The organism is Cytobacillus firmus (assembly GCF_023612095.1).
Lineage (GTDB): Bacteria > Bacillota > Bacilli > Bacillales > Cytobacillaceae > Cytobacillus.
This window is the reverse complement of sequence record NZ_CP086235.1, coordinates 2,104,985-2,125,716: the sequence shown is the minus strand read 5'-3', so window position 1 is coordinate 2,125,716 and position 20,732 is coordinate 2,104,985. Positions and strand designations below refer to the sequence as shown.

19 protein-coding genes and 2 pseudogenes are annotated in these 20,732 nt (G+C 39.2%); 7 read left to right on the top strand and 14 right to left on the bottom strand.

The features are described 5' to 3' along the window. Positions 1-1,116 carry a Ger(x)C family spore germination protein gene (locus tag LLY41_RS10775; protein ID WP_304587937.1) on the top strand — a complete coding sequence of 372 codons (1,116 nt, stop codon included), beginning with the start codon at positions 1-3 and terminating at the stop codon, positions 1,114-1,116. Between the two features lie 121 nt (positions 1,117-1,237). Here the strand turns inward: LLY41_RS10775 and LLY41_RS10770 are convergent. Then, positions 1,238-1,441, bottom strand: a pseudogene (locus LLY41_RS10770) (SAM-dependent methyltransferase); the annotation flags it as partial. A 110-nt stretch (positions 1,442-1,551) separates the two neighbouring features. Between LLY41_RS10770 and LLY41_RS10765 the strand changes: the two are divergent. After that, a complete protein-coding gene (locus LLY41_RS10765) occupies positions 1,552-2,025 on the top strand; it encodes a DUF2975 domain-containing protein (protein WP_304587935.1) in 474 nt (157 codons plus the stop codon). Positions 2,026-2,353: 328 nt separating this feature from the next. Here the strand turns inward: LLY41_RS10765 and LLY41_RS10760 are convergent, their stop codons facing one another. After that, the gene (locus LLY41_RS10760; protein WP_304587933.1) at positions 2,354-2,539 is read right to left on the bottom strand and encodes a hypothetical protein; all 186 of its coding nucleotides are present in this window, start codon (positions 2,537-2,539) and stop codon (positions 2,354-2,356) included. A gap of 132 nt (positions 2,540-2,671) precedes the next feature. Here LLY41_RS10760 and LLY41_RS10755 point away from each other — a divergent pair, with 132 nt between their 5' ends. Continuing rightward, positions 2,672-3,187 carry a CBO0543 family protein gene (locus LLY41_RS10755; RefSeq protein WP_304587931.1) on the top strand — a complete coding sequence of 172 codons (516 nt, stop codon included), beginning with the start codon at positions 2,672-2,674 and terminating at the stop codon, positions 3,185-3,187. Positions 3,188-3,365: 178 nt separating this feature from the next. Here the strand turns inward: LLY41_RS10755 and LLY41_RS10750 are convergent, their stop codons facing one another. The 6 genes and pseudogenes from LLY41_RS10750 to LLY41_RS10725 form a co-directional block, all read right to left on the bottom strand. Continuing rightward, on the bottom strand, positions 3,366-7,451 hold the full coding sequence (locus LLY41_RS10750; protein WP_304587929.1) for a S8 family peptidase: 4,086 nt from the start codon (positions 7,449-7,451) through the stop codon (positions 3,366-3,368). Between the two features lie 303 nt (positions 7,452-7,754). Further along, positions 7,755-8,635 (bottom strand): annotated as a pseudogene (locus LLY41_RS10745) (LysR family transcriptional regulator). Between the two features lie 309 nt (positions 8,636-8,944). Further along, positions 8,945-10,045, bottom strand: coding sequence for a GerAB/ArcD/ProY family transporter (locus LLY41_RS10740; protein WP_286137401.1), 1,101 nt, complete (start codon positions 10,043-10,045; stop codon positions 8,945-8,947). Between the two features lie 21 nt (positions 10,046-10,066). Then, entirely contained in the window at positions 10,067-10,480 is a 414-nt protein-coding gene (locus tag LLY41_RS10735) for a Ger(x)C family spore germination C-terminal domain-containing protein (RefSeq protein ID WP_304588028.1), read from the bottom strand. 2 nt (positions 10,481-10,482) lie between these two features. Beyond that, positions 10,483-11,232 (bottom strand): Ger(x)C family spore germination protein, encoded by a 750-nt coding sequence (locus tag LLY41_RS10730; protein WP_304587927.1) that lies wholly within the window; start codon positions 11,230-11,232, stop codon positions 10,483-10,485. Further along, on the bottom strand, positions 11,229-12,674 hold the full coding sequence (locus tag LLY41_RS10725; RefSeq protein ID WP_251168550.1) for a spore germination protein: 1,446 nt from the start codon (positions 12,672-12,674) through the stop codon (positions 11,229-11,231). The genes LLY41_RS10730 and LLY41_RS10725 overlap by 4 nt, the downstream gene beginning before the upstream one ends. 254 nt (positions 12,675-12,928) lie before the next feature. Between LLY41_RS10725 and LLY41_RS22465 the strand changes: the two genes are divergently transcribed. Next, positions 12,929-13,180, top strand: a complete 252-nt coding sequence (locus tag LLY41_RS22465) for a sigma factor (protein ID WP_370460302.1) — start codon at positions 12,929-12,931, stop codon at positions 13,178-13,180. Positions 13,181-13,197: 17 nt separating this feature from the next. Then, entirely contained in the window at positions 13,198-13,785 is a 588-nt protein-coding gene (locus LLY41_RS10720; protein ID WP_370460301.1) for a sigma factor-like helix-turn-helix DNA-binding protein, read from the top strand. A 136-nt stretch (positions 13,786-13,921) separates the two neighbouring features. Here LLY41_RS10720 and LLY41_RS10715 read toward each other — a convergent pair whose 3' ends face one another. Next, on the bottom strand, positions 13,922-14,398 hold the full coding sequence (locus tag LLY41_RS10715; RefSeq protein ID WP_095245136.1) for a carboxymuconolactone decarboxylase family protein: 477 nt from the start codon (positions 14,396-14,398) through the stop codon (positions 13,922-13,924). Positions 14,399-14,842: 444 nt separating this feature from the next. On the opposite strand from LLY41_RS10715, the gene LLY41_RS10710 reads away from it, so the two are divergent. Next, the gene (locus LLY41_RS10710) at positions 14,843-15,226 is read left to right on the top strand and encodes a hypothetical protein (protein WP_304587924.1); all 384 of its coding nucleotides are present in this window, start codon (positions 14,843-14,845) and stop codon (positions 15,224-15,226) included. A gap of 10 nt (positions 15,227-15,236) precedes the next feature. On the opposite strand, the gene LLY41_RS10705 is transcribed toward LLY41_RS10710, so the two are convergent. The 3 genes from LLY41_RS10705 to LLY41_RS10695 all read right to left on the bottom strand — a co-directional run bounded on the left by LLY41_RS10705 (position 15,237) and on the right by LLY41_RS10695 (position 18,138). Further along, positions 15,237-16,358: a hypothetical protein gene (locus LLY41_RS10705; protein ID WP_095245138.1), complete on the bottom strand. Its 1,122-nt coding sequence runs from the start codon at positions 16,356-16,358 to the stop codon at positions 15,237-15,239. 17 nt (positions 16,359-16,375) lie between these two features. Beyond that, positions 16,376-17,398 (bottom strand): Nif3-like dinuclear metal center hexameric protein, encoded by a 1,023-nt coding sequence (locus LLY41_RS10700; RefSeq protein ID WP_095245139.1) that lies wholly within the window; start codon positions 17,396-17,398, stop codon positions 16,376-16,378. A gap of 377 nt (positions 17,399-17,775) precedes the next feature. Next, entirely contained in the window at positions 17,776-18,138 is a 363-nt protein-coding gene (locus LLY41_RS10695) for a Na-translocating system protein MpsC family protein (protein ID WP_095245140.1), read from the bottom strand. Positions 18,139-18,456: 318 nt separating this feature from the next. On the opposite strand from LLY41_RS10695, the gene LLY41_RS10690 reads away from it, so the two are divergent. Next, a complete protein-coding gene (locus LLY41_RS10690) occupies positions 18,457-18,927 on the top strand; it encodes a DinB family protein (protein WP_095245141.1) in 471 nt (156 codons plus the stop codon). A gap of 90 nt (positions 18,928-19,017) precedes the next feature. Here LLY41_RS10690 and LLY41_RS10685 read toward each other — a convergent pair whose 3' ends face one another. Beyond that, the gene (locus tag LLY41_RS10685; protein ID WP_251168552.1) at positions 19,018-19,311 is read right to left on the bottom strand and encodes a DinB family protein; all 294 of its coding nucleotides are present in this window, start codon (positions 19,309-19,311) and stop codon (positions 19,018-19,020) included. Between the two features lie 342 nt (positions 19,312-19,653). Further along, positions 19,654-20,553, bottom strand: coding sequence for a formyltetrahydrofolate deformylase (purU, locus tag LLY41_RS10680; RefSeq protein WP_095245142.1), 900 nt, complete (start codon positions 20,551-20,553; stop codon positions 19,654-19,656). Positions 20,554-20,732 lie beyond the last annotated feature (179 nt).

The following is a 20,732-nucleotide window of genomic DNA, read 5'->3' as shown; positions in this document are numbered from 1 at the left end:
ATGAAAAAGATTTTGTTCATGATCACAATCATTGGATTGCTTTTTGGATTGACGGGATGCTGGGGGAAGAAGGAAATACAGAGTCAAGTTTATGTTACTGGCATCGGCATTGATTTCGCCGAAGATGAATTTACTGTTTATATCCAGGCAATGAATTTTGCCAATATTGCAAAGCAGGAAGGTGCTTCTTCTTTAAAATCCGTCCCTAATATTATTGGCGAGGCAAAAGGAAAAACCATTCAGTCAGCCATTAGCAAGTTTGAACAAAAAGCAGCCTACCCGCTCTATTTTGGTCATGTTGAAACCATTCTTCTAAGTGAAAATACGATTAAGGAACAAGTAAAAGCTGTTGTCGAATATATAGGACAGGACCATTTCTTAAGGTATAATTCCAACTTTTTTGGGACAAATCAGCCGATTAAAGAAATTTTCAATAGTGACAGCTTTTTTAACTATCCATCGTTATATACGGTGCTCCATAACCCGGATCCATTGACTGAAAGTAACTTTATCATACCTGTTCAAAAGTACAATAAGTTCATCTCCACTTATTATGAGCCCGTTGGGTCCTTTATCGTTCCGGGCCTAAAAATAAATCAATCTCATTTTTCAGAAGGAGAAGAAAAAAAGCAAATTTCAGCTTTAATGGGCGGCTTTGTCATTTCAAACCAGGAATATAAAGGATGGGTCGCTAAAGAAGATTTATCAGGCATTAAATGGACTTCCAATCAGGCTACGACAGTACCCCTTTCACTTTTTGATGAAAAAGTAAGCGTCCTGATCATAAAGCCTGAAAGGATTGTTAAAGTCCAGGAAGGAACTAGACCCACCTATAAATTAATGGTTAGAGGGAGAGCAGAATTGGTTCAAAATGAGGATAATATCAGCATAGATCGAATCGAAGAAGCAATAAACAAAAAGGTAAAAAGTGATATCCAGAAATCCCTGGAGATAGGCGATGAAATAAATGCTGATTTATTAAATATCAGTGAAACTGCCTATCGGTATCATCTGAAAACCTGGAAGCCTTCTGAGATAAAATCATTTGACCTTAATTCTGTTGAAAAAATTGATGTTAACATTAGGGTTGAAAAAAGTGTTAATTATAAACGATGAAAGTTACAATTCGCCCCTTCTGTGGATGAATAGGGGAGTTTCAAATTCTAAAAAAATGCCTGCCTTTATTAAGACGGGCATTTACGTTTAATGGGGAAATCCTTGGACTTCTTTAACAAGCTCATTTTTTCTGACATTTTACCATCGTAAATTTAAATGGAGGTTTCGTTTCATTATCCTTATGCGGCTCCACAATTTCCGATATTTCGATCAGTCCATATTGCCCAAATTCCTGTCTGATTGAGTCGGAATCATAGAAAAACATTTTTACTCCGTCCATGATCTCAAAATAGTCTTTACCCAATTGTTTACCCTTGCCAAGAACTATTTATGAAAAAAACAATAATAATATAAATAAAAACAACAATAATTTATTGATAAACAATAAAACGTGTGTTAAAGTCATTTTATTATTAAATCAATGAGGTGCTTTAAATGAGTATTAAACAAGGTTCAACCACATTTTTAAAAGTAATTATTTTTCTTATTGGAATTGTGTTATTTGCATTGTGTATCTTTTGGTTACCTGAGATCGCCATTAATGATGCAAAGGTACATCCAGATACGGCTTATTTCCTAATCCCCTTTTTAGTATGTGCATATGGATTCTGTATCACGTTTTCCGTTGCGTTGTACCAAGCATATAAACTATTAACCTACATCGAAAGGAACAATGCATTCTCCGAGTTATCACTTAAATCTTTAAATGTTATAAAAAAATGTGCTTTTACAGTCATTTTGCTCATTTTGTTAGGAATAGTAAGCCTAATGGTGCTTGCAGAAGTTACAGGTGACGATGCAGCAGGTCCTATTTCACTAAGTCTAATGGGTATTTTGGCAACAAGTATCATCGCAGGCATTATGAATGTACTTCAAAAGCCATTAAAAGATTTCCTGGATAAAAAATAACTGTAACAGTAGCAGGACTCACACCTCAACTTGATCATGATTATGCTGTCGAGGGAGTAAAACGTTGATTAAGTAAATAAGGAGTTCGTGAAATTTCTTACATTGACCTTTCTGGTAAACAGTTATATTAGACATTTTTTTTTCCCTTTTACTAAAGCTATAGCAGACTAGTAAACAGGCACTTTTTTTAGCTGCCCTTTGGAAAGAATATAAATCATAGTCACTGTCCACCAATAGGATTTTACAGGAGTGCCCGCAAATAATAAGAAGACAGTGTCCATCACCGGAAACTGCCTTCTCCTACTATCGGATCAGTCCTGATCCAGCCTTAAAGCCTGCACCGTTCCCCCAGATTGATTCCAATTCCCATAAATATAACAGCAATCAGAAGCATGAGTGAAATCGGCAGCAGAATATCACTCCAGCCTGCACCAAAAAGAGCAGCATCCATCATCGCCTCTAGAGCACAGCCAAAAGGAAACAGGTCAGCGATAAAGGTGAATACCGGATTCAATCAAACATTCGTTTTTTGAAATCCTTGGTCAGTATTCTGGATTAGAGATAACGTGAATTAAATGATACTTTGTATTTTCAGTTTTTTCTAAGACATACTAAAAAGGGGTATAAATTATTTAAGGAGAAATTTATGCAAACTTTTTTTGTTTTCTTTTTTATCATTATAGGGATATGTTTTGGTGCTTGGAACAAGTGGAGAGAAATCTATCCTACTTTATTATTTTGGATTATTGGGAATTTATTGTATGAAGTCCTGCTATATAATTACAGGGTTTGGGAGTTTAAACCCGTTGGAGTAGATAACTTTTTATTACCTACACATTCAGTGATATCTTTAGCAATAGCTTTTATCGTTTACCCATTTGTTTCAGTTGTTTATTTAGGAAGGTTCCCCAATACACTGTTAAAAAAGATATTGTGGATTATTTTATGGTCTCTAATTTTTCAAGGTGCCGAAATAATTCTCTATAATTTCAAGAGTATTACACATCATTTTGGCTGGTCGTTGTTATGGTCCTTTATTTTTAATTTGTTGACATTTCTATTACTGGCAATCCATCAATGGAAACCATGGGTTGCGTGGCTCTTTTCTATCATTTTCATTATCCTTTTAATAATACTGTTTCAGCCCCCAATTCCTGCATAATAACAGAGGTACATTATTGAAAAGAAAACAAGCAATAATACTTCTCCATAAAAAAGCTATATCCCGCATTAATAGTGGAATATAGCTTTTACATTTCATACACACTCTTACTTACTTTTAAGATATTACAAATATTTTGCACTTACTTTTGCTTGCTCTACTTTTTCTTTCAACAAGACTATTTGGCTTTAATGGTAATAATTTTACTTGCCGTGTTATCAGCTTTATCAGCAGCCTGAACGATAATTGTATTAATACCTTTTTTCAATTTAACTTGGTGATGGAAATTTCCTTTGGAATCTACTTCAACTTCTTCTCCTTGTAAGAGGACTTCCTCCAGATATTCGTCTTTTACAGTACCCTGAATAGTCACACTTTGACCTTCTTCTTGCTTGCCCTTAACTTTAACATCTTTTATTATAGGATTTTTTTCATCTAAAATAATGTTAACCGGTGAGGAAACATCTGTGCTCCCATCTTTTGTCCATCCTGTTGCGGTTATCCTATTCCGTCCATCCTTTAATTTGAGGGGTAGATGGAAGGTACCATCCTTTTGGCTTGCCCCTGATACTGCTTCTTTGCCATTATTTTGTATCTTCACCGTGTGTGAAGAGAAGGCTGTTCCTTTTACCTGTACAGTTGCTTCATTGGTAAACGTATTATCTAACGGCGTCTCGATTACAGGAGCTGGAATCTCATTGTTGACGATCGCTCTTATCATCATATTCCCATATTCAGGTTCCTGATTATTCGTCCATTTTCCATTAAACAGATCCCAATTTCGGTCATGGAAAGGACCATCATGGTCACTATAAAGACTTGGTGAGGTACCTGCAGATGATGCATCAGGCTGTATATAGACTAAATAGAAATCACCTGTAACAAAAATATTTTTATCCGTTAAATCGACATGCGTCCACTCTCCATCCGTCCGTGCATCCGCATTAATTGGTCCTGCGATTCTTTTACCAGGGGCTCCGTTTGGACCAGAGGAATCGTATACAGCAACTTGAAACCGGGTTGATCCTTCAGAAGGGAAATTCGTATTAACTTTGAATAACCCACCTGTTACCCACGATTTAGTAATTCCTTCTTCCAGAGACATTCGTATGCCAAAGCCATTATTAGCACCTCTCCAAAACCAGGAATTTTCTCCAGTGCCATCATCGTAACCGATTTCTCCAGGAAACCCAATATACCTCTTCAGTTCAATATTCTTTCTAGTTTTTTTCTTTGGCGAGATAGTAACCGAAAGCTCATTATATAGATAATTGTTTTTGAACGCATGTAATGTATAGCTGCCCTCAAAAGCAGTCAGCGTAAATCGGCCCTTGCTATCTGTTTTCACTGGGGTAATGGATGCATCCTCGACTAATGAAAGAACAGCATTCATAAGCGGTTTTCCAGTTGCTTTGTCTTTAACAACCCCCTCGATCGTTCCGTAAGCTAAAGGCTTCAAATTAAAGTCTGCTTGGACGATCCCATCCTCTGGGATTGAAACGGGCTGTTCTTTTGGATGAAACCCATATGCTTCTGCACGTATCGTGAAATCACCTGTATTATGCATCATGATATAAGATCCATCAGCAGGATTTGTCGCTACAGAATAGCCGGAATCCAATAGTGTAACCTTTCCAAGGATTGGTAAAACATTGGATTGAATTATTGTATTCTCAACAAATGTTGCACTTGGGGCTAAGACATTGCTGCCAACATTCTCTTTTAAATGAACTTCAGTATTTTGGTTCTTGCCAAACGTCTTCTGTTCTCCGCCAGTTTTATATGATCTTTCAGATAACTCTACGTTATCAACATACCAGCCTGAATACTCTCTCGTTTCAAAGCCTGTTTGGACGGCATTCATATAAAAACTGATATAAATCCGCTTTCCGGCGTAAGCAGTAAGATCTACCTCCCCATCAATCCAGTCTTCTGTTGTGTACTCAATCGGAATCTCATGATGATACTTACTTGGTTCCGTTCTATAAAGCCTCTCCCAATTCTCACCATCTAAAGAGACAAGTACTGCTCCAAAATCTGTAGATTCAACAACTCCATCCGGACTAAAGTCATACCATTGCTTAAACTGCAAATAGGCATTCTTGCCATCCGGAAGGTCTATTGGAGGCATATGGAGAAGAGAGGACGAATTAAATGCATGCGACCCATCCACATTCGTTCCATATACCTTTTGTCCGGAATAAGCCTTATCTGGTCGATCGACAGGGGCCCCCCATTCCCAATCATTATTAATCCCTTCAGAATACCAGCCTTCTGGAACAGATTCAAAATCATGAGAATACCCGGTCGTAATTGCAGGCTTCACTTCTATTTCATAGTTGGAGGTTATTACTTCATTTTTTCCATAATCTTCGATTCTCCATTTATACGTAAATAGGTTTTCCCTAATATCTTCCCCTGGTACCACTGCTTGGTAGGTCCCATTTCTAAAATCACCAGCAGTCCTTTCCGCTTTTATAGTCTTCCAGTCTTGATCTGCTAAATACTGAATTTCTACTGATGCTACACTGATATTATCTTGCACTTCAATTGTTAATGGTAAAACCACCTGGTCGTAAACATACTCCAGGGAAGTATGCTGATAAGTTGGCTTTGTTGCATCCTTTCCATCATGGACGACCTCACCTTGAATCACACCTGTTCCAGCATTCACCGATTTTATAGCATTGTACGCATTAACAAATCCGTGACCAAACCCATAGTTAGGCGAAGCCGGATATACTGAGCTTGTCAACGGAATAGCTGTATCCATCAATACTTTTTCTATTTGGTCAATTGTAAGAGATGAATTCGCCTGTTTTACTAACGCCACAACTCCTGCAATATGAGGCGTCGCCATTGATGTCCCACTCATAAGCTCATAGTCATTGGTCGGTACAGCAGAACGAATAGACACACCCGGAGCAGAAACATCCGGTTTAATATCGTCATATGGAGATGGCCCGCGAGATGAAAACCAAGCTAGCGAATTTTGATCATCTGTTGCTGCTACAGCAAATGATTCCGGATAATTCGCCGGATTTGAAATCGTCCCCTCGTCTGAACCGCTATTGCCTGCCGCAAATACAGGGAAGATGTTGGCAGACCTCCAATTTTGCACCATAGGAAGATACCATTCATCCAGACTTGATCCTCCACCCCATGAGTTGTTTACTATATCTGGGGCCAATTCAGGATGCGGATTGCCCTCGGCATCTTTTGGGGCCAATATCCATTCCCCAGCCTCGAGCAAGTCGATATCCTTACCGCCTGCCTCAGAGAATGCTTTAACTGCAATCCATTTTGCTCCAGGGGCAACACCAATTTGGTTGCTTCCATCAGGTTCCGAGCCAAGAATTGTCCCAACCGTATGGGTACCATGTTTTAAATCATCATATGGAGCTTCTTCTCCATCGATTGCATCGAACCAGTTCACTTGATGGTCTGGCTGATTGGGCTGCATTGAATTATAACCCCGGTATTTTTCTTTTAATGCGGGATGATCCCATTGAACTCCTGTATCAATGCTCGCTACCACAATTCCAGAGCCATCGATTCCCATATCCCATACTTGTGGTGCACCGACTCTTTTCACTCCCCATTCCACCGTGGATGAGGTTTCATTTGAAGGTATCCCCTTAGGAGTAATAGGTGCGAAAAGTTGCCGCGTTTCATTTGGGAGTACTTTTGCTACCTCAGGATACTTTGCGAGTTTCTCCATCACTTCTTCCGTTGCTGTTACGGCGATAGCATTCACAATATAGAAGGATTGAATATTACTTACATTACCTTCTAATTTGGATTGCTCAAGGAAATCCATGAGCTCAGCCTGAGTCTCCGTTGCCTTATTTCTTAATGAGGATACAATGGCAGAGCGAACCTGAAGCTCTGTACTTGCAGCGGTTTGTTTCAGTTTCTTCGCTTTTTCAGCTGCAGCCATTGCAACCTGATTCGTATCCACTTGATCCTTTAACTTTAATAGGAAAGTCACTTTATCTTGTTCCTGAAATTGTTTGGCTACTTTTGAATTTATCTTATTAGTCTCTGAAGTGATTCCAATAGCAGACATTGGTAATCTCTCATCATGATTCCCACCTGCTATTGTGTTAGTTGGAAGAACAAGGTTTAATAAGAGAATGAAAGATAATAGGGAAATAAGAGTAATTTGAATGATACGGAATCTTCTTTTCAAAATGATTAATTCTCCTCTCGACTTTTTATATGCAAAATTAGCAGCAGGCTTATTTACGAAACCATGTTTCATCCCTCCTTAAGAAGTAGTCAAGCACTAGACATAAGATTAGATAAATTCTGAAATTTAAACAATACAATATTTTCAATCGAATTCATTCAAAAATTAGATGATTCCCTGCAAAAAACCAAAAACATCTGTCACAGCTCCCGGCAACTTTATTTTGAAATGCAAAAAACCCCTGCCGTAAGCTGTACAGGGGTAAGTAATTTTCTTGCATAATATTTAGATAGGGAACCGAACCACTTCTAGGCGCTCAACTTCCTGAGTCTGGCCTGCCATCTGCTTCCGATGTAGTTACAATTGAGTAAACAACTACTGGCATATTGAGAAATGCTGCCGCTCTGGACTTCCATCATTGATTTTTTTCTCTTCTATGTATTTCATTAATAATTCGATAAAACCTCTTGCAGCTGTTCCTATATATTTTTGTTTATGGTGGATAATAGTGACTTCCCTTTTAATTGTTGGATTGATAATTCTTATTGCTTTTAGCCCTTCATTTTCCTGAGAGAAGAGGGTACATGAAATAATAGCAGCACCTATTCCTCCCTTCACTAGACTTAACATCGACCCTGAGTCGGTTGATTCAATGACAGATTGGAGTTCCATTCCATAAGATATACTTTCGTCATCAAGAGATTGCCTAAACAAATGACATTTAGGGTTCAAAATGAGAGGGATGCCTGTTAACTCCCTAAATTCTATCTCTTTTTTTCAGCCCACTCATGACCTGCCCGGACTGTCAAAAAATATTCATCCTCGTATAATGGAATATACGTCAAACTCTCATCTGAGGGTGGCGTCAGAGTCAGTGCCAAGTCTATTTCGTTTTGTTTCACCTTCTCCGTCACATCATTTGATGAAATTATTTTAACCTGAATGTCCGGATACCTGGCATGAAACATGATTAAGACCATTGATGCGACATGGTTTAAATCTCCAGGGAGGGTACCAATGACTAATTTTCCTCTTTTGATTTTTTGAAGCTCTTCTATCTTTTCATTCGCGCAATTTAAATTCTGGAATACTTTAATGCAATGTTCCCGGAGAATTTCACCTGCTTCAGTAATTGCTATTTTTTTCCCTAAACGATCAAATAAACGAACACCCAACTCATCTTCCAAAGCTTTAATTTGATAGCTTAAAGTAGGTTGTCCAATTCGAAGTTTTTCCGCAGTCCTGGTAAAATGCATTTCTTCACAAATTGCCATAAAGTATTCTAATTGTCTTAATTCCATGATATTTCACCAACTTTACAACTATTAAAGTTAAACCCGATAGGAACCAAGGCTAAAAATTCTTACACATTCCATTTAATTCTGTAAATAATTTGGTATCCGGCTATTCCTTTGATAGTGTTATGTATTTATCCCTCTCTAAAGTTTACTTTATCGGCACAACATCTCCTCAACTGTAGGACTTATCGCAAATATAACGACTTCATGCTTCCTTCTGTGACAAGGAAGCATTAGAAATAACATATATATCTAAAAACAACCAGCTTACTTGATGCTGGAAATTTTACGATGAGATTTTATACTTCCAATCACCCACAATAGCATCGGAATGATAATATAGATCAAGGGATAAAGGAAACCAATTAAGTACATGGTTTTAAATTCGTAACCAATTCGAATATCGTATGTACTATAAATTACAAATGCCAGCAATACCAGCGTCGTAATACATGCGAAAAGTTTCCAATTCTTTACCCCTGTCCACTCGGCTAAGCCATAGCTTAGGATGAACAAGACTACTGATAGCTTAATAAAAGCCCCCATGACCCAAAAGGTAATATAAAAGGCATCGATATTTTGAATAAAATCCAGAATGGAAACGAGCTTCGTAATGGAGTATACGGGAACGACCATTTCAGAGGTTATATTCGGTCCGGTTATAAACAGAAGAACCAGTGTGGTTAGTACCCCCCATAGCATAGCAACAGCGGTTCCCCAAATAATCCCTTTTGCAGCAGTTCTTTTATTTTCGGCAAAGAAGAAGAGCATGAGAATGATCGAAGGATCGATCATATAGTTGAATGAATATAAAGTACCCTTTAAAATATTTCCCCAGCCCGAATCCACAAAGACAGGCAATATTCGATTTAGGTCCATCTCCTGAGGACTCAAAAGTAACTGGATGAAATTTAAAAAAATAAAAAAAGGGCCGATCACCTCTGCGCAACGGCTTATTGCTATAATCCCGCCTTTGAACATGACATAGACAATCAGAAACAACATACACAGTAAAATGACGATCATCGGCATCTCGTGCAGCAGCACTAAATTTTGAAATTCAGTGATACCTCTTGTAATAGTAGACATTTGTATGAACCAATGAATGAAATAAAAAGTGACTAAAATTTTTCCAAGAAAAGTTCCAAAAAGGTCTTTCATAAACTCCACTAACGATTTATCCTTATTTTGCATGCATACTTGAAGCATGATCCAAGTGATAGCCATCATGACCATACTCCCAAGCAAAATAGAAATCCAGGCATCCTGGAGAGTGTGCTCAGCCGCCAGCTTGATAGGGATATAAGAAAATAAGATGATGGAAGAGATACTAATCAGCCAAAATAATTGATAACCCGTTACCTTCATCAATCTAATCCCTCCAAATCCTCATTTACTGAATCTTTGTCCGCTCGTTCCAAGTGACCTAATCCTAATTTTCGCTTGAACCGTAATATCGGTTTCCTTGAATGTTTCATCCCAGTGTTCTTTTTGTGATCTCCACCAATATGGAAATTCACGATGCAGATGTTCGCCGATACCAAAGACATCAGGCCCAAATTCCTGTACTTTAGCTACAGTTTTTTGCAGCTCTTTTTGAACCTGGTCGTTAAGGTATTTCTGAACTTCTACAATGTTTTCTACCTCGTACAAATCCAATGATGTTGTATTTTCAAGAAGATAGGCCTGCGCTTTCACTGATAAAATAATGTGATCCGGATCTTCGCCTTTAACAGATCGGATCTGGCGTTTGAGTCTGGTAAACCTGAATGATAATGTTCCTTTCCCGTCCTTCCAAGGAATCGTTATCCCCTGAAATGTTCTTTTCCGGCCATCCAGGCTGCTTCTGAACCTTCCACATCATCGAGAATTCCACTAACTTTAAGATCTTTGTTCATAATAGCAAAGCCTGACAGTAAACCAATTGACTGCTTCTTATTACTACTCACTTGAATCTCTTCAACATTGAAAACCGGAATCAAGGGTCTGTACCCGTCAGAAAGTATGTCTATAGCAAGCTGTTTGGATGTGAATTTACTCATTTTGTTCAGCTTCATCTCTTTTCCAGCTGCTATGCTGGATAGATGATCCATGGGATGTCCTTGCATAAGGAAGTCCTTGGCACTTCCGCCTTTTATCATAATCGTAATGTCTCTTAGATTGTTTGCAGGATCCCTGTTTAGCTTATCAAATAATTGGCTTACATCATGCTTTTCAAATAGTTCTTCACTAAGAGCAATAAGGATGCGATGATTTTCCATTAATCTGCGGGACATCTTTCTCTGAATCTTCCGGTTGGCTTCAATAATATCTTTGCCTTTGGCCGATAAGACAATAAAACTTTCTGAGCCGCTGGAACTGCCTCCCCCTTCACTTCCACTGATCTGTGAAGGAATGACAATTTGATGGCTAACCTCGATTACACCGCTTTCATCATGGTCCAATGCCGTGCCGATAACGAAAGCTAATTGGTTCGGTTCAACAAAATTCTCACAGCCAGAGGCTAAAATGAGTAGAAAAAACGATATAAAAGTGAATATAATCCGTCGTCTCATTTTACACTCTCTTTCTTCTGTCTGTTCTTACTCCATAGTGGTGAGCGGATTACGAGGTTTTTAATTTTTTTGCCATCAAACGGGGCTACCGGACTGAAATAGGGAGTTCCAAAAGACTCAAGTGTAACAAGATGAATCAATAAGATAATAATGCCAAAGGCAAATCCGAAGAAACCGAGTGCACCTGTAATAAACAACATAAGGTAGCGAATGATTCGAAAAGGAAGTGTCGCACTATATCTAGCAATAGTGTATCCCGCTACGCCCGTTAAAGAAATCACAATGATAATTGGCGTCGATATGATGCCAGCTTCTACAGCTGCCTGTCCAATAATGAGAGCCCCTATTATGCTCATTACGGGACCGAGCCGGTTTGGAAGATGAACGCCGGCCTCTTGCAATCCGTCAAATACGACCATCATAAGAAATACCTCAAAGAAGGTCGGGAAGGGTGAATTCTCTCTGGCTGCAGCAATACTGAACATTAGCTGTCGCGGTACCATCTCAGGGTGGAATGTCGTTAGCGCGACATAAATAGCAGGTAAAGCGAAAGAAATGAAGGTCATCAAGTACCGTATGATTCTCGTCAAAGTAATGAACACAAATCTCTCAAAAAAGTCGTCTGCTGATTGCAGTCCCTCCCAAAAAGTAAAGGGAAGAATAAGGACAAATGGCGTTCCATTTGTAATGATGGCGACCTTTCCTTCTAATAAACAAGCTGTAACAATATCCGGCCTTTCCGTATTCTGAATTTGTGAGAACATGGATAAAGGATTATTTTCAATCCACTCCTCTATATAAGCTGAGTCGATTACTCCGTCAGCATCAATCTTTTCAAGCCTGGTTCTAACTTGTGATATGACACTCTCATCGGCGTGCCCTTGTATGTAGGCAAGGACAACTTCCGTTTGCGTATAAGTTCCTATCGTAGAGGATTCCATCTTTAATTGCGGATGAATGATCCTTCGCCTAATCAGTGAAGTATTTGTTCGAATACTCTCGACGAAAGCCTCCTTTGTTCCGCGCAAGGTTGATTCCTTTTGTGATTCTTGAATGCTTCTCTTCTCGAAATCCTGAACCTGAGCGATGACCGCAGAAGTTTCACCATCAGCCAATATAACAAGACTTCCCTTCAGTACATGCTGCACTAATTCCTCCAAGGACCTCTCAGACTTAACATTTGTAAGTGGAACCCATTCGCGTCTAAGCATCTCAGACAGTGATTCAATTACATCAATCCCTGACGGCAATCCGCTGAAAATGAGAGGTTTTAGAATATTTTCCTCTACACTCTGCACCTTGGTCAGTCCTTCTAAATAAATAAATAAAAGAATGGTTTCATTCTTTAATACCAGCGTGCGTATTACAATGTCTGACGAACGGTTAAATTTTTCTTTCAGGTATTTCTCATTCTCTTGGATAGATTTGCTAATGAAACGCACGACTGATCACTCCAGCTGCTTCGGATTCCTTGGGTATTATAACCATTCCCCCAGAAATATGCGGGAGTTGTGCTATTTAGATATAACAGCAGCATAGTGTGAAACAAGCACATATTAGCAGCAAAACAGGAAATGTTATGTACTAATTTCACAAGCTCTCCTATCTTTGTCACAAAATCTGTTCTCTGCTCGTTCTATAGTTGTAGCCTCTGCTATGAATCAGCAATTTATAGATAAAGAATGGAAGTGAAACAATGCTAGAGATGTACAAGCAATATAAACCATTGCTGTTTAAGCTTGCCTATCAGCTGACAGGAACTGCTTCAGACGCAGAAGACGTTGTGCATGATGTTTTTTTGAAATTATATGAGGTACCAAAGGAGAAGCTCACTGAGCCTAAAGCCTATCTTTGCAAGATGGTTACAAATCGCTGTCGTGATATACAAAAATCAGCCCGAAAAAAAGAGAGCATTATTTTGGAGAATGGCTGCCGGAACCCCTCCTGAATTCGACTATAGATTCAATGGAATCCGTCGAGCGTGACGATCTTCTGTCTTACGCTATGATAGTACTGCTTGAAAGACTGACGCCAACAGAGCGTGTTGTCTTTGTCCTTCGTGAGGCACTTGGATTCGACTATCCGGAAATTGCAGAGACCATTGAAAAAAGTGAGGTGAACTGCCGGAAGCTCTTTAGTCGTGCCCGTTCAAAAATGGGGATTACCTCTGAAGAACTTATGCAAACTGAGATAACTTCTAAAGAGCTAATTGATGATTTTCTGGAAGCACTAAAACAGGGAAACATGAAACAGATGGTATCAGTGCTGGACCAAAACATTGTACTTGTATCAGATGGCGGCGGGAAGGCAAGGGCTGCCGAATATCCAATTAAAACACAAGATCTCGTAGCCCAATTTCTTCTTGGACCTTTACGCAATGTGTCAATGATTGAGGGGACTCCATATATTGAAACCGCACAAGTTAACGAGCAACCTGCTTTCATTCTTCGATCCAATGAGGGTATTCATACTTTGGGGATCATACACGCAGAGGGAAATCTAATACGCAATATCTATATAATTCGAAACCCTGATAAACTACAGAAATTATGATCTAGAGGATTAATAGAATTATTATACAAGACCCGTAAGATAGCCATTTCAAATGGATTATCTACGGGTCTTGTTGATTTTTTATTATTTCATTGAGTCTATTAAAGCACCTGACCCGTACTGACGTAGTTAAGAATTAAAGTCCAGCTTTTGTCAATCCAAATGCAGTGTCAGCTGATCCAGGAACCGTTTTGAAAGCAACGTTAATGCGGTTCCACGCATTAATTGCCATTACCGAGAAGGTAAGATCTGATATTTCCTTTTTTGAAAACTGCTCTCGAACATATTCATAAATACTATCAGACACTCCGTGTTCAGGCATCTTTGTTAAAATCTCTGTCCATTCCAGCGCAGCTCGTTCGCGTTGGCTAAACAAGTTGGATTCCCGCCAAATAGGAGTATGATATAGGCGAAGCTCCGTCTCACCATGGATTTTTGCCTGCTTGATATGCATATCCAGGCAGAAGCCGCACCCATTCAATTGTGAAGCTCTAATATGAACGAGATGAAGGGTTTTTTCTTCAATAGAACTTTCCTTTTCTGCGTTGCTCAGTGCCATCATTTTATGAAAGAATTCTGGTGATTGCTGCATATAATTAATTCGCTGTGTCATATCTGATATACCCCTATTCTTTATTATTAATTGATATTCTACTGGAATAAAATCTAGTTTAAGGAAAAATCGACCCATTCATGATGTCTTTATACAAAACAATATTATTAATTCTAGTTCATTAATTACTATATAATCGCTACTTTTCATCTTTCACCTGCCTCTCTTAATCTAGCTCATATATATAACGATTCTGTGATTTCTTTTGTGACACTTAATTCTTTAAAAATGCGCGCACTATAAAGGGCACCTATTTTCATTTAACATTTATTACCGTTTGCTGAGAGTATACTTAAGAACCCAGTTATTTTTAGATTTTTAGTGCATAAACATCAGTATCGAGCAACAGGAAAGAGGGATAGCCATGTCCTTTATCGGATTTGAACTGATAGCCAAGAGAGCATGGACGATTTTGCCTGGCCACACTTTTTCGATGTCCATTTTATGGAACAAAAAAAGATCCCTTCCTCAATCGGAAGAGATATCTATCATGAATCAGGACTGATCCTCCCTGATAAAAGAATTACAGCTACCGGGAGAATCCATTATCTATCTGATCATACAAGAAATCACTATGAACCCCTCCAAACAGCACCTTGTAAGCTTATTAGCCGTCCTGATTTTCCCTTGGATGATCTTAAGATTGAATTGCTTGCGCCGATGAAAGGGATTATGGAACCCATTCATCAAACGGCCGTTCTTTTCTTGTGGGGCGAGGAAAACAATCTGTTAAGAAAAACAGAGCTCCACCTGGATCCCCAATCAATTAAAAAGATCCCTCCTGATCAATATTTGATCGATCTCTCATTTTTGCTGGGAAAAATTTAATCTTGGAGCATTAAACCAATATCGGCGTTAAGAAATAAACTATTAAAAAGGCTGTCAAAATACGCATGACGATTCCTAATAAAGCCGCTCCCATTGCCTCCTTTTCACTAAGGTCAGAATTAGCTGCCCATATAACCGGAATTTGACCAAAGATAGTAGCCAAAGGCAAACCGGATGAAGCTAATACGAAGGAGCCGATGACCAAACGCGGATCCAAAGAACCCGCAACTTCCGAAAGCTGGGCCATTGCCAGCGCCGGGCTAGCCAATATGGAGAGAATTCCGGTCTCAGGATGAATATTTAGAGCTAACAAAACGGCTGATAAGCCGGATTCAAATTTTGACCATATGCCAATGTAATCCAAAACCCCAATTGCAGCAAACACGACAGCGGCAGCCGGTATAATGAGAAGGAATAAAAGCTCTGCCCCCTCCCTGGCTCCATTAAACAAAGTCGGGAGAAATCCAGTCTTCGGTGTAAATTGGGGCAGTTTTGCAATTTGGACAGCTTTCGTATCCCGGTAAATGGTTTTAGAAAGCAGAAACGGGACAACAATGACAGGCATGAAAACAGCCAGCACGACCACGATAAAGGCATTGGCCCCTACTGCCGTTAGTGCAACCATGCCTAACATAAATGTAGCAAATGACTGTTGGGATTGAACCATGGTGGCTACCGCTATTTTCTGCTCTGCTTTTGTTGCTCCTGAACGGATCAAGATCGGTCCGGCAATTTTCCCGGCAGCATTAATATCACCAAGAATATTATATATACTTGGAATGATAACCGCTGAATTGACTTTCATCAGTTTTGTAACAGGAATGAAGATCCGAATTAGCGCATCCGTAAATCCCAGCCTTTCCAGTACCCGGCCAATAATGACACTAACAATAATGGAAACCCCTACCGTACCGGTTAAAAATATCCCTACGATAACCGGGAAAACTTGATCGACAATGGAAGTAAATAACCCGGCTAATGTACCTGGCGTGATTAACAATACTAGCAGTGAGAGGATGACTAAACCAAGACCGACTGCTTCAACCCTTGTCCATTTTCTCGTTAAAGGAATCGGGACACTGTTCTCCTCTATTTCTAAATTCTCTTGGACTAACGATTTAACCTCGCTCATTTACCTTCACTCCTTTTTTATAGTGTATGGACAGCCGTTTTTTTCAATAGATACCCCTCAGCCATTTCCTCTGCATATTTCTTTAACTGAGGAGCTCCCATTTCATTTAGGGATATGCTTGTCACACGTTCCCGAAAAACAACTACTTCAACATCAGGCAGCAGCCTATCCAAGGCGTAAGCTAAAGGTAATCCATTTTCGAGTATTTCTAATACATGGCAATTTCCGATAATAAAATTAAGACCTAACTCCTTAGCTGTTTCGATAAGCGGATGTCCATCATAAACCCGGCTAATGCTAGCGAGAACTGTGTCAGCCTCCGGGTGTTCCTGGATTGCTAGGCGCAAATGTTCAGGGGAAAATCCGGTATGCGGGAAAATATGCACAATATTGTTCACGGGGCTTGTCTCTTCTCCATGAGCAATTCTCCCGCGTGTCACTATACTCGTTTCAGACAAAGATGGACTATTGCGTATTTCCTTTTCAGTATGTAACAGTTCCTCTTCAACTTTCAGACCCATAAAATTGTCCAGCCGAGTTAACATATCACCCAGCGTTTTCACCTCGGGGAGTACTTTCCCTGCATAAAAAATGTTTCCGTGTACTCCTCCATAAGAAACCTCAGTCCGGTATACCTGATGGCCGTGCAAAAAAGGAATGCCGGGATGTAATCCATGGAAAGCTTCATGCAATTCAAATGCGGCGACATTATACAAATCCAGATAGTTTTTTAAGATTACTCCACCTGAATTAGCCGCTTCCGCTATCGGATGATGAGCAACAATGGCATCGACACCAGTAGCGCCGGCAAGTTCGATGCATCCTTCTGTCATGGTCATAGCAACTGCTACTTTTTTGACTTCTTTTTTCATATCACCATAGACAAGACCAGGCGTTTCAATGATCTCTTTTCCGGGAATGTTGGAAGACTTCATAATGACAAAGGGATGCTCACCTCTCGTAATGTCATTTAGAGATTTAACCACTCTTCCTCCTGTCAACTCATCCAGCGCAATCAATACATCTTCTACTGTTTTCATAATGTTGGTTCCTCCTCTATTTTTTTATAAAAAGGCTCTTTTCGTATAAATTGTTGTTTTTCGCTTATCAATGTTGTCCGTTGATTGCAGTGAGAGGATGCTCAGCGAACCACGGGGCGGGCGGTGAGCCTCCTCGACGCTACGCGTCTGTGGGGTCTCACCTGTCCCGCTACTCCCGTAGGACGTTGAATAGGCTACCTTGAGTAAACCTTCCACTACAATCAACTCAGTAAATATAATATAAATAGCAACAAACTTTGCGAAAACAGCCTATAAAAAAACCGTCAGCACAAAACAAACAGACGGTAGTCTGAAAGCTTGCACTGACGGTTTTAATGCACTCTTAAGAGTTCAATGGACCAGTCACCAGTATTTAGTTACCTGGAAATATAGGCACTTGTATCGCGATCCAGGGTAATGATAGTACCCGAAAGTTCAGTTAAGGGATCATAGTCCTTTAATATAGAAAGTACCTTCATCCCATATTTTTCTTCAAGGACATTTCTTAAATGTTCCTTATAGCTATCTATGATGGCAATGTCAGTCATTCGGGTTACAAAGCGATTAATCTCGTCCAAATGTTTAAGAGATGGAATTCTCTTATGATTGGCGAAAATTAATATCTTATCCCCCAAAAACTCGACTCTTTGACTTTTGACACCGATGTTAAACAAAAGAAGATTGATATTGTTATAGTCCTTGATCAGTTCCTGTTTAAATGGGCCAGCAGTCCAACTCATTCACTCACACCATCTTTTTGAAATTTCAGAATCCTTAGATAAATAGAATTTAACATAGTTAATTCTATCTGTAAAGTGTTTATATTAAAAATTGCTAGCTAAAATCAACCTGGAGGGCTTAGCACATTAGTCAGCTGGACCTATTATTTCTCCCGCTTTACCCAATCGCGCAAGACGGTGCTAGGCTGGATGTAACACTGCCATAAAAAAATCGCCACTAAAAAAATAAAAAGAAATCAATTCAGTCCATTGACCCTCCTAACCTTTACAAATTTTTGTTATATTAACAGATGAGAATATTTGGAAGGGGAGAAAGAAATGAATGAACTAGTGTTTAAACAGTTTGAGAAGACAAGAGGTTATTTTATTAATAAGAGCGGGTCAATATCAAAGGATGTAGCCAGGATACAGCCAGACGGTTTTAACAACACGATCCATTGGCATATTGGCCATGTATTAACGGTCTGTGAACAGTTTATGTTTGGCTTTCCCCGCAAAACAACCCACCTCCCTGCAAACTATATTGAATTATTTGGGAACGGTACTAAGCCGGCAGATTGGAAAGGTGATATTCCTGAAACAGATGAGCTCATTATACAGTTGAAGGATCAATTGGCCCGAATACAGCAAATTCCAGCTGAACAGTTAAATGAAAAGCTGGATAAACCATTTTTGGGACTTGAAACCTTTGGTGAATTAGCTGAATTTGCGCTATTTCATGAGGCAAACCATTTGGGGCATATTCAAGCGATGGAACGGGTTATTAATCATTTAGAAGTAAAGAACTAAAATAAATGATTTTAATTTCGTCATAAACGAAACAAAGGATGCCTCTCGACAGTAAGAACTGCACCATGGGGCATCCTTTCATATTTTAATCTAATTTCTCGTTACCAGAACATCTGTATTTGGCGGTTCATACCCCAACTGGCGGGCCATCGCCATAATCTGTCCTTTGTGGTGGTATTCGTGAATGACCGTATGCATGAACAGTTTTCGTGGAGTCATGGTTATCTCATCAGTGGATTCTCTCCAAAGAATAGACTGCACGATTGCCTCATCCATTTTTTGAGAAAACGACTCAAGAACTTCATACACATAAGCATCTGTCTGTTCAAAACTCTTTACTTTGCCTGGAACTCTGAACTTTTTGAATATAGAAGATCTGTCCAATTTGATAAGTGTTATGTCTGCTCAATTTGATCACTCCCCCCAAAGCTCATCTAAAGGAAAATGGGGGATTTGTTCATGCAATTTTAATTCCATGGCTGCCTCATTCTCATTTGCCTCTAAGCTAATCCCTATTTTAATCGTAGTACAAGTTCTTCCCATTACATTACGGTAAAATCTTCAGCAGTAAACCAAAAACACTTAAAAGGCCTTAGCCCTATGGGATATAGAGCTAAAGCTGCCTATGGCTTTTTTATTATTTACACTCTCTTCTTTACAGGGGGCAGATCACATGAAAATGCATTACTTAACTGAGAGACAGGCGCTCATTACAGATCCTTTTTCTTAAAAAACAATTGTTTTATTTTCATGAACAATAATCCGGTCTTCTAAATGCCATTTAACCGCTCTGGCAAGAACACTTCTTTCAATAGAACGTCCGCTCTTTTTTAGATCATCTATATGATCCCGGTGGTCGACACGCTTGATATCTTGTTCAATGATTGGTCCTTCGTCAAGATCGTTTGTAACATAATGAGACGTTGCCCCAATTATTTTTACTCCGCGCTGATGGGCTCGATCATATGGCCTCGCACCAACAAATGCAGGAAGGAAAGAGTGATGAATATTAATGATCTTGAACGGATGAGCCCCAACAAAGGCTGGCGTCAAAATTTGCATATATCTGGCTAAGATGATTAAGTCAATATCAAATTCTTTTAAAAGCTGCAGCTGTCTTTCTTCCACTTCCTCTCTATTTTCTTTGCTTGCTGGTATGTAAAAGAATGGAATATGCATGGATTCTGCAATTTGTCTTGCTTCCTCGTGATTGCTTACAATAAGAGCGATGTCGGTAAGCAAATCACCACTTTGCCATTCCCATAACAGCTCACGTAAACAATGAAGTTCTTTTGATACGAAAATAGCTGTCTTCTTCAATTCATAAACAAATGCTAATTTCCATTCCATTGAAAATGTTTCTGCGATTTCCTTAAATTGACTCTTCAACTCTTCTTCCTTCGACTGTAAACCCGGACATTCAAACTCGATTCGGATAAAAAAGGTGCCACCCTCTGGATTCGTCGAATATTGACTCGATTCGATAATATTAGCATCATGCTGGAACAGAAACTGGGATACAGCAGCCACAATACCCGGTTGATCAGGACAATTGATAAGCAGCCGCCCCCTGTTTTTTTGACTTTCTCTAAATACTTGAAGTTGATCTTGAATAGATGAAATCATATGAATCTCCTTTTTTAATTTTAATTACTATAATAGACTTATTGTTCAGGATTTAAAAGCATATTTTTTATAAAGTTATTTATTTGGGTTTATGGGATAGTTTTACATGGAGGAATGCTGAAAAGCATCTAGGCCACTGTCCACTCACCTGCATTTAATCAAGTGGCATTTGGTGATAT

What these genes read in the sequence shown, in the direction of transcription:
- LLY41_RS10775 (WP_304587937.1), top strand. Translation starts at nt 1, where the DNA reads ATGAAAAAGATTTTGTTCATGATCACAATCATTGGATTGCTTTTTGGA.
- LLY41_RS10765 (WP_304587935.1), top strand. Translation starts at nt 1,552, where the DNA reads ATGAGTATTAAACAAGGTTCAACCACATTTTTAAAAGTAATTATTTTT.
- LLY41_RS10755 (WP_304587931.1), top strand. Translation starts at nt 2,672, where the DNA reads ATGCAAACTTTTTTTGTTTTCTTTTTTATCATTATAGGGATATGTTTT.
- LLY41_RS10750 (WP_304587929.1), bottom strand. Translation starts at nt 7,451, where the DNA reads ATGAAACATGGTTTCGTAAATAAGCCTGCTGCTAATTTTGCATATAAA.
- LLY41_RS10740 (WP_286137401.1), bottom strand. Translation starts at nt 10,045, where the DNA reads ATGAAGGTAACGGGTTATCAATTATTTTGGCTGATTAGTATCTCTTCC.
- LLY41_RS10730 (WP_304587927.1), bottom strand. Translation starts at nt 11,232, where the DNA reads ATGAGACGACGGATTATATTCACTTTTATATCGTTTTTTCTACTCATT.
- LLY41_RS22465 (WP_370460302.1), top strand. Translation starts at nt 12,929, where the DNA reads ATGCTAGAGATGTACAAGCAATATAAACCATTGCTGTTTAAGCTTGCC.
- LLY41_RS10720 (WP_370460301.1), top strand. Translation starts at nt 13,198, where the DNA reads ATGGAATCCGTCGAGCGTGACGATCTTCTGTCTTACGCTATGATAGTA.
- LLY41_RS10715 (WP_095245136.1), bottom strand. Translation starts at nt 14,398, where the DNA reads ATGACACAGCGAATTAATTATATGCAGCAATCACCAGAATTCTTTCAT.
- LLY41_RS10710 (WP_304587924.1), top strand. Translation starts at nt 14,843, where the DNA reads ATGGAACAAAAAAAGATCCCTTCCTCAATCGGAAGAGATATCTATCAT.
- LLY41_RS10705 (WP_095245138.1), bottom strand. Translation starts at nt 16,358, where the DNA reads ATGAGCGAGGTTAAATCGTTAGTCCAAGAGAATTTAGAAATAGAGGAG.
- LLY41_RS10700 (WP_095245139.1), bottom strand. Translation starts at nt 17,398, where the DNA reads ATGAAAACAGTAGAAGATGTATTGATTGCGCTGGATGAGTTGACAGGA.
- LLY41_RS10695 (WP_095245140.1), bottom strand. Translation starts at nt 18,138, where the DNA reads ATGAGTTGGACTGCTGGCCCATTTAAACAGGAACTGATCAAGGACTAT.
- LLY41_RS10690 (WP_095245141.1), top strand. Translation starts at nt 18,457, where the DNA reads ATGAATGAACTAGTGTTTAAACAGTTTGAGAAGACAAGAGGTTATTTT.
- purU (WP_095245142.1), bottom strand. Translation starts at nt 20,553, where the DNA reads ATGATTTCATCTATTCAAGATCAACTTCAAGTATTTAGAGAAAGTCAA.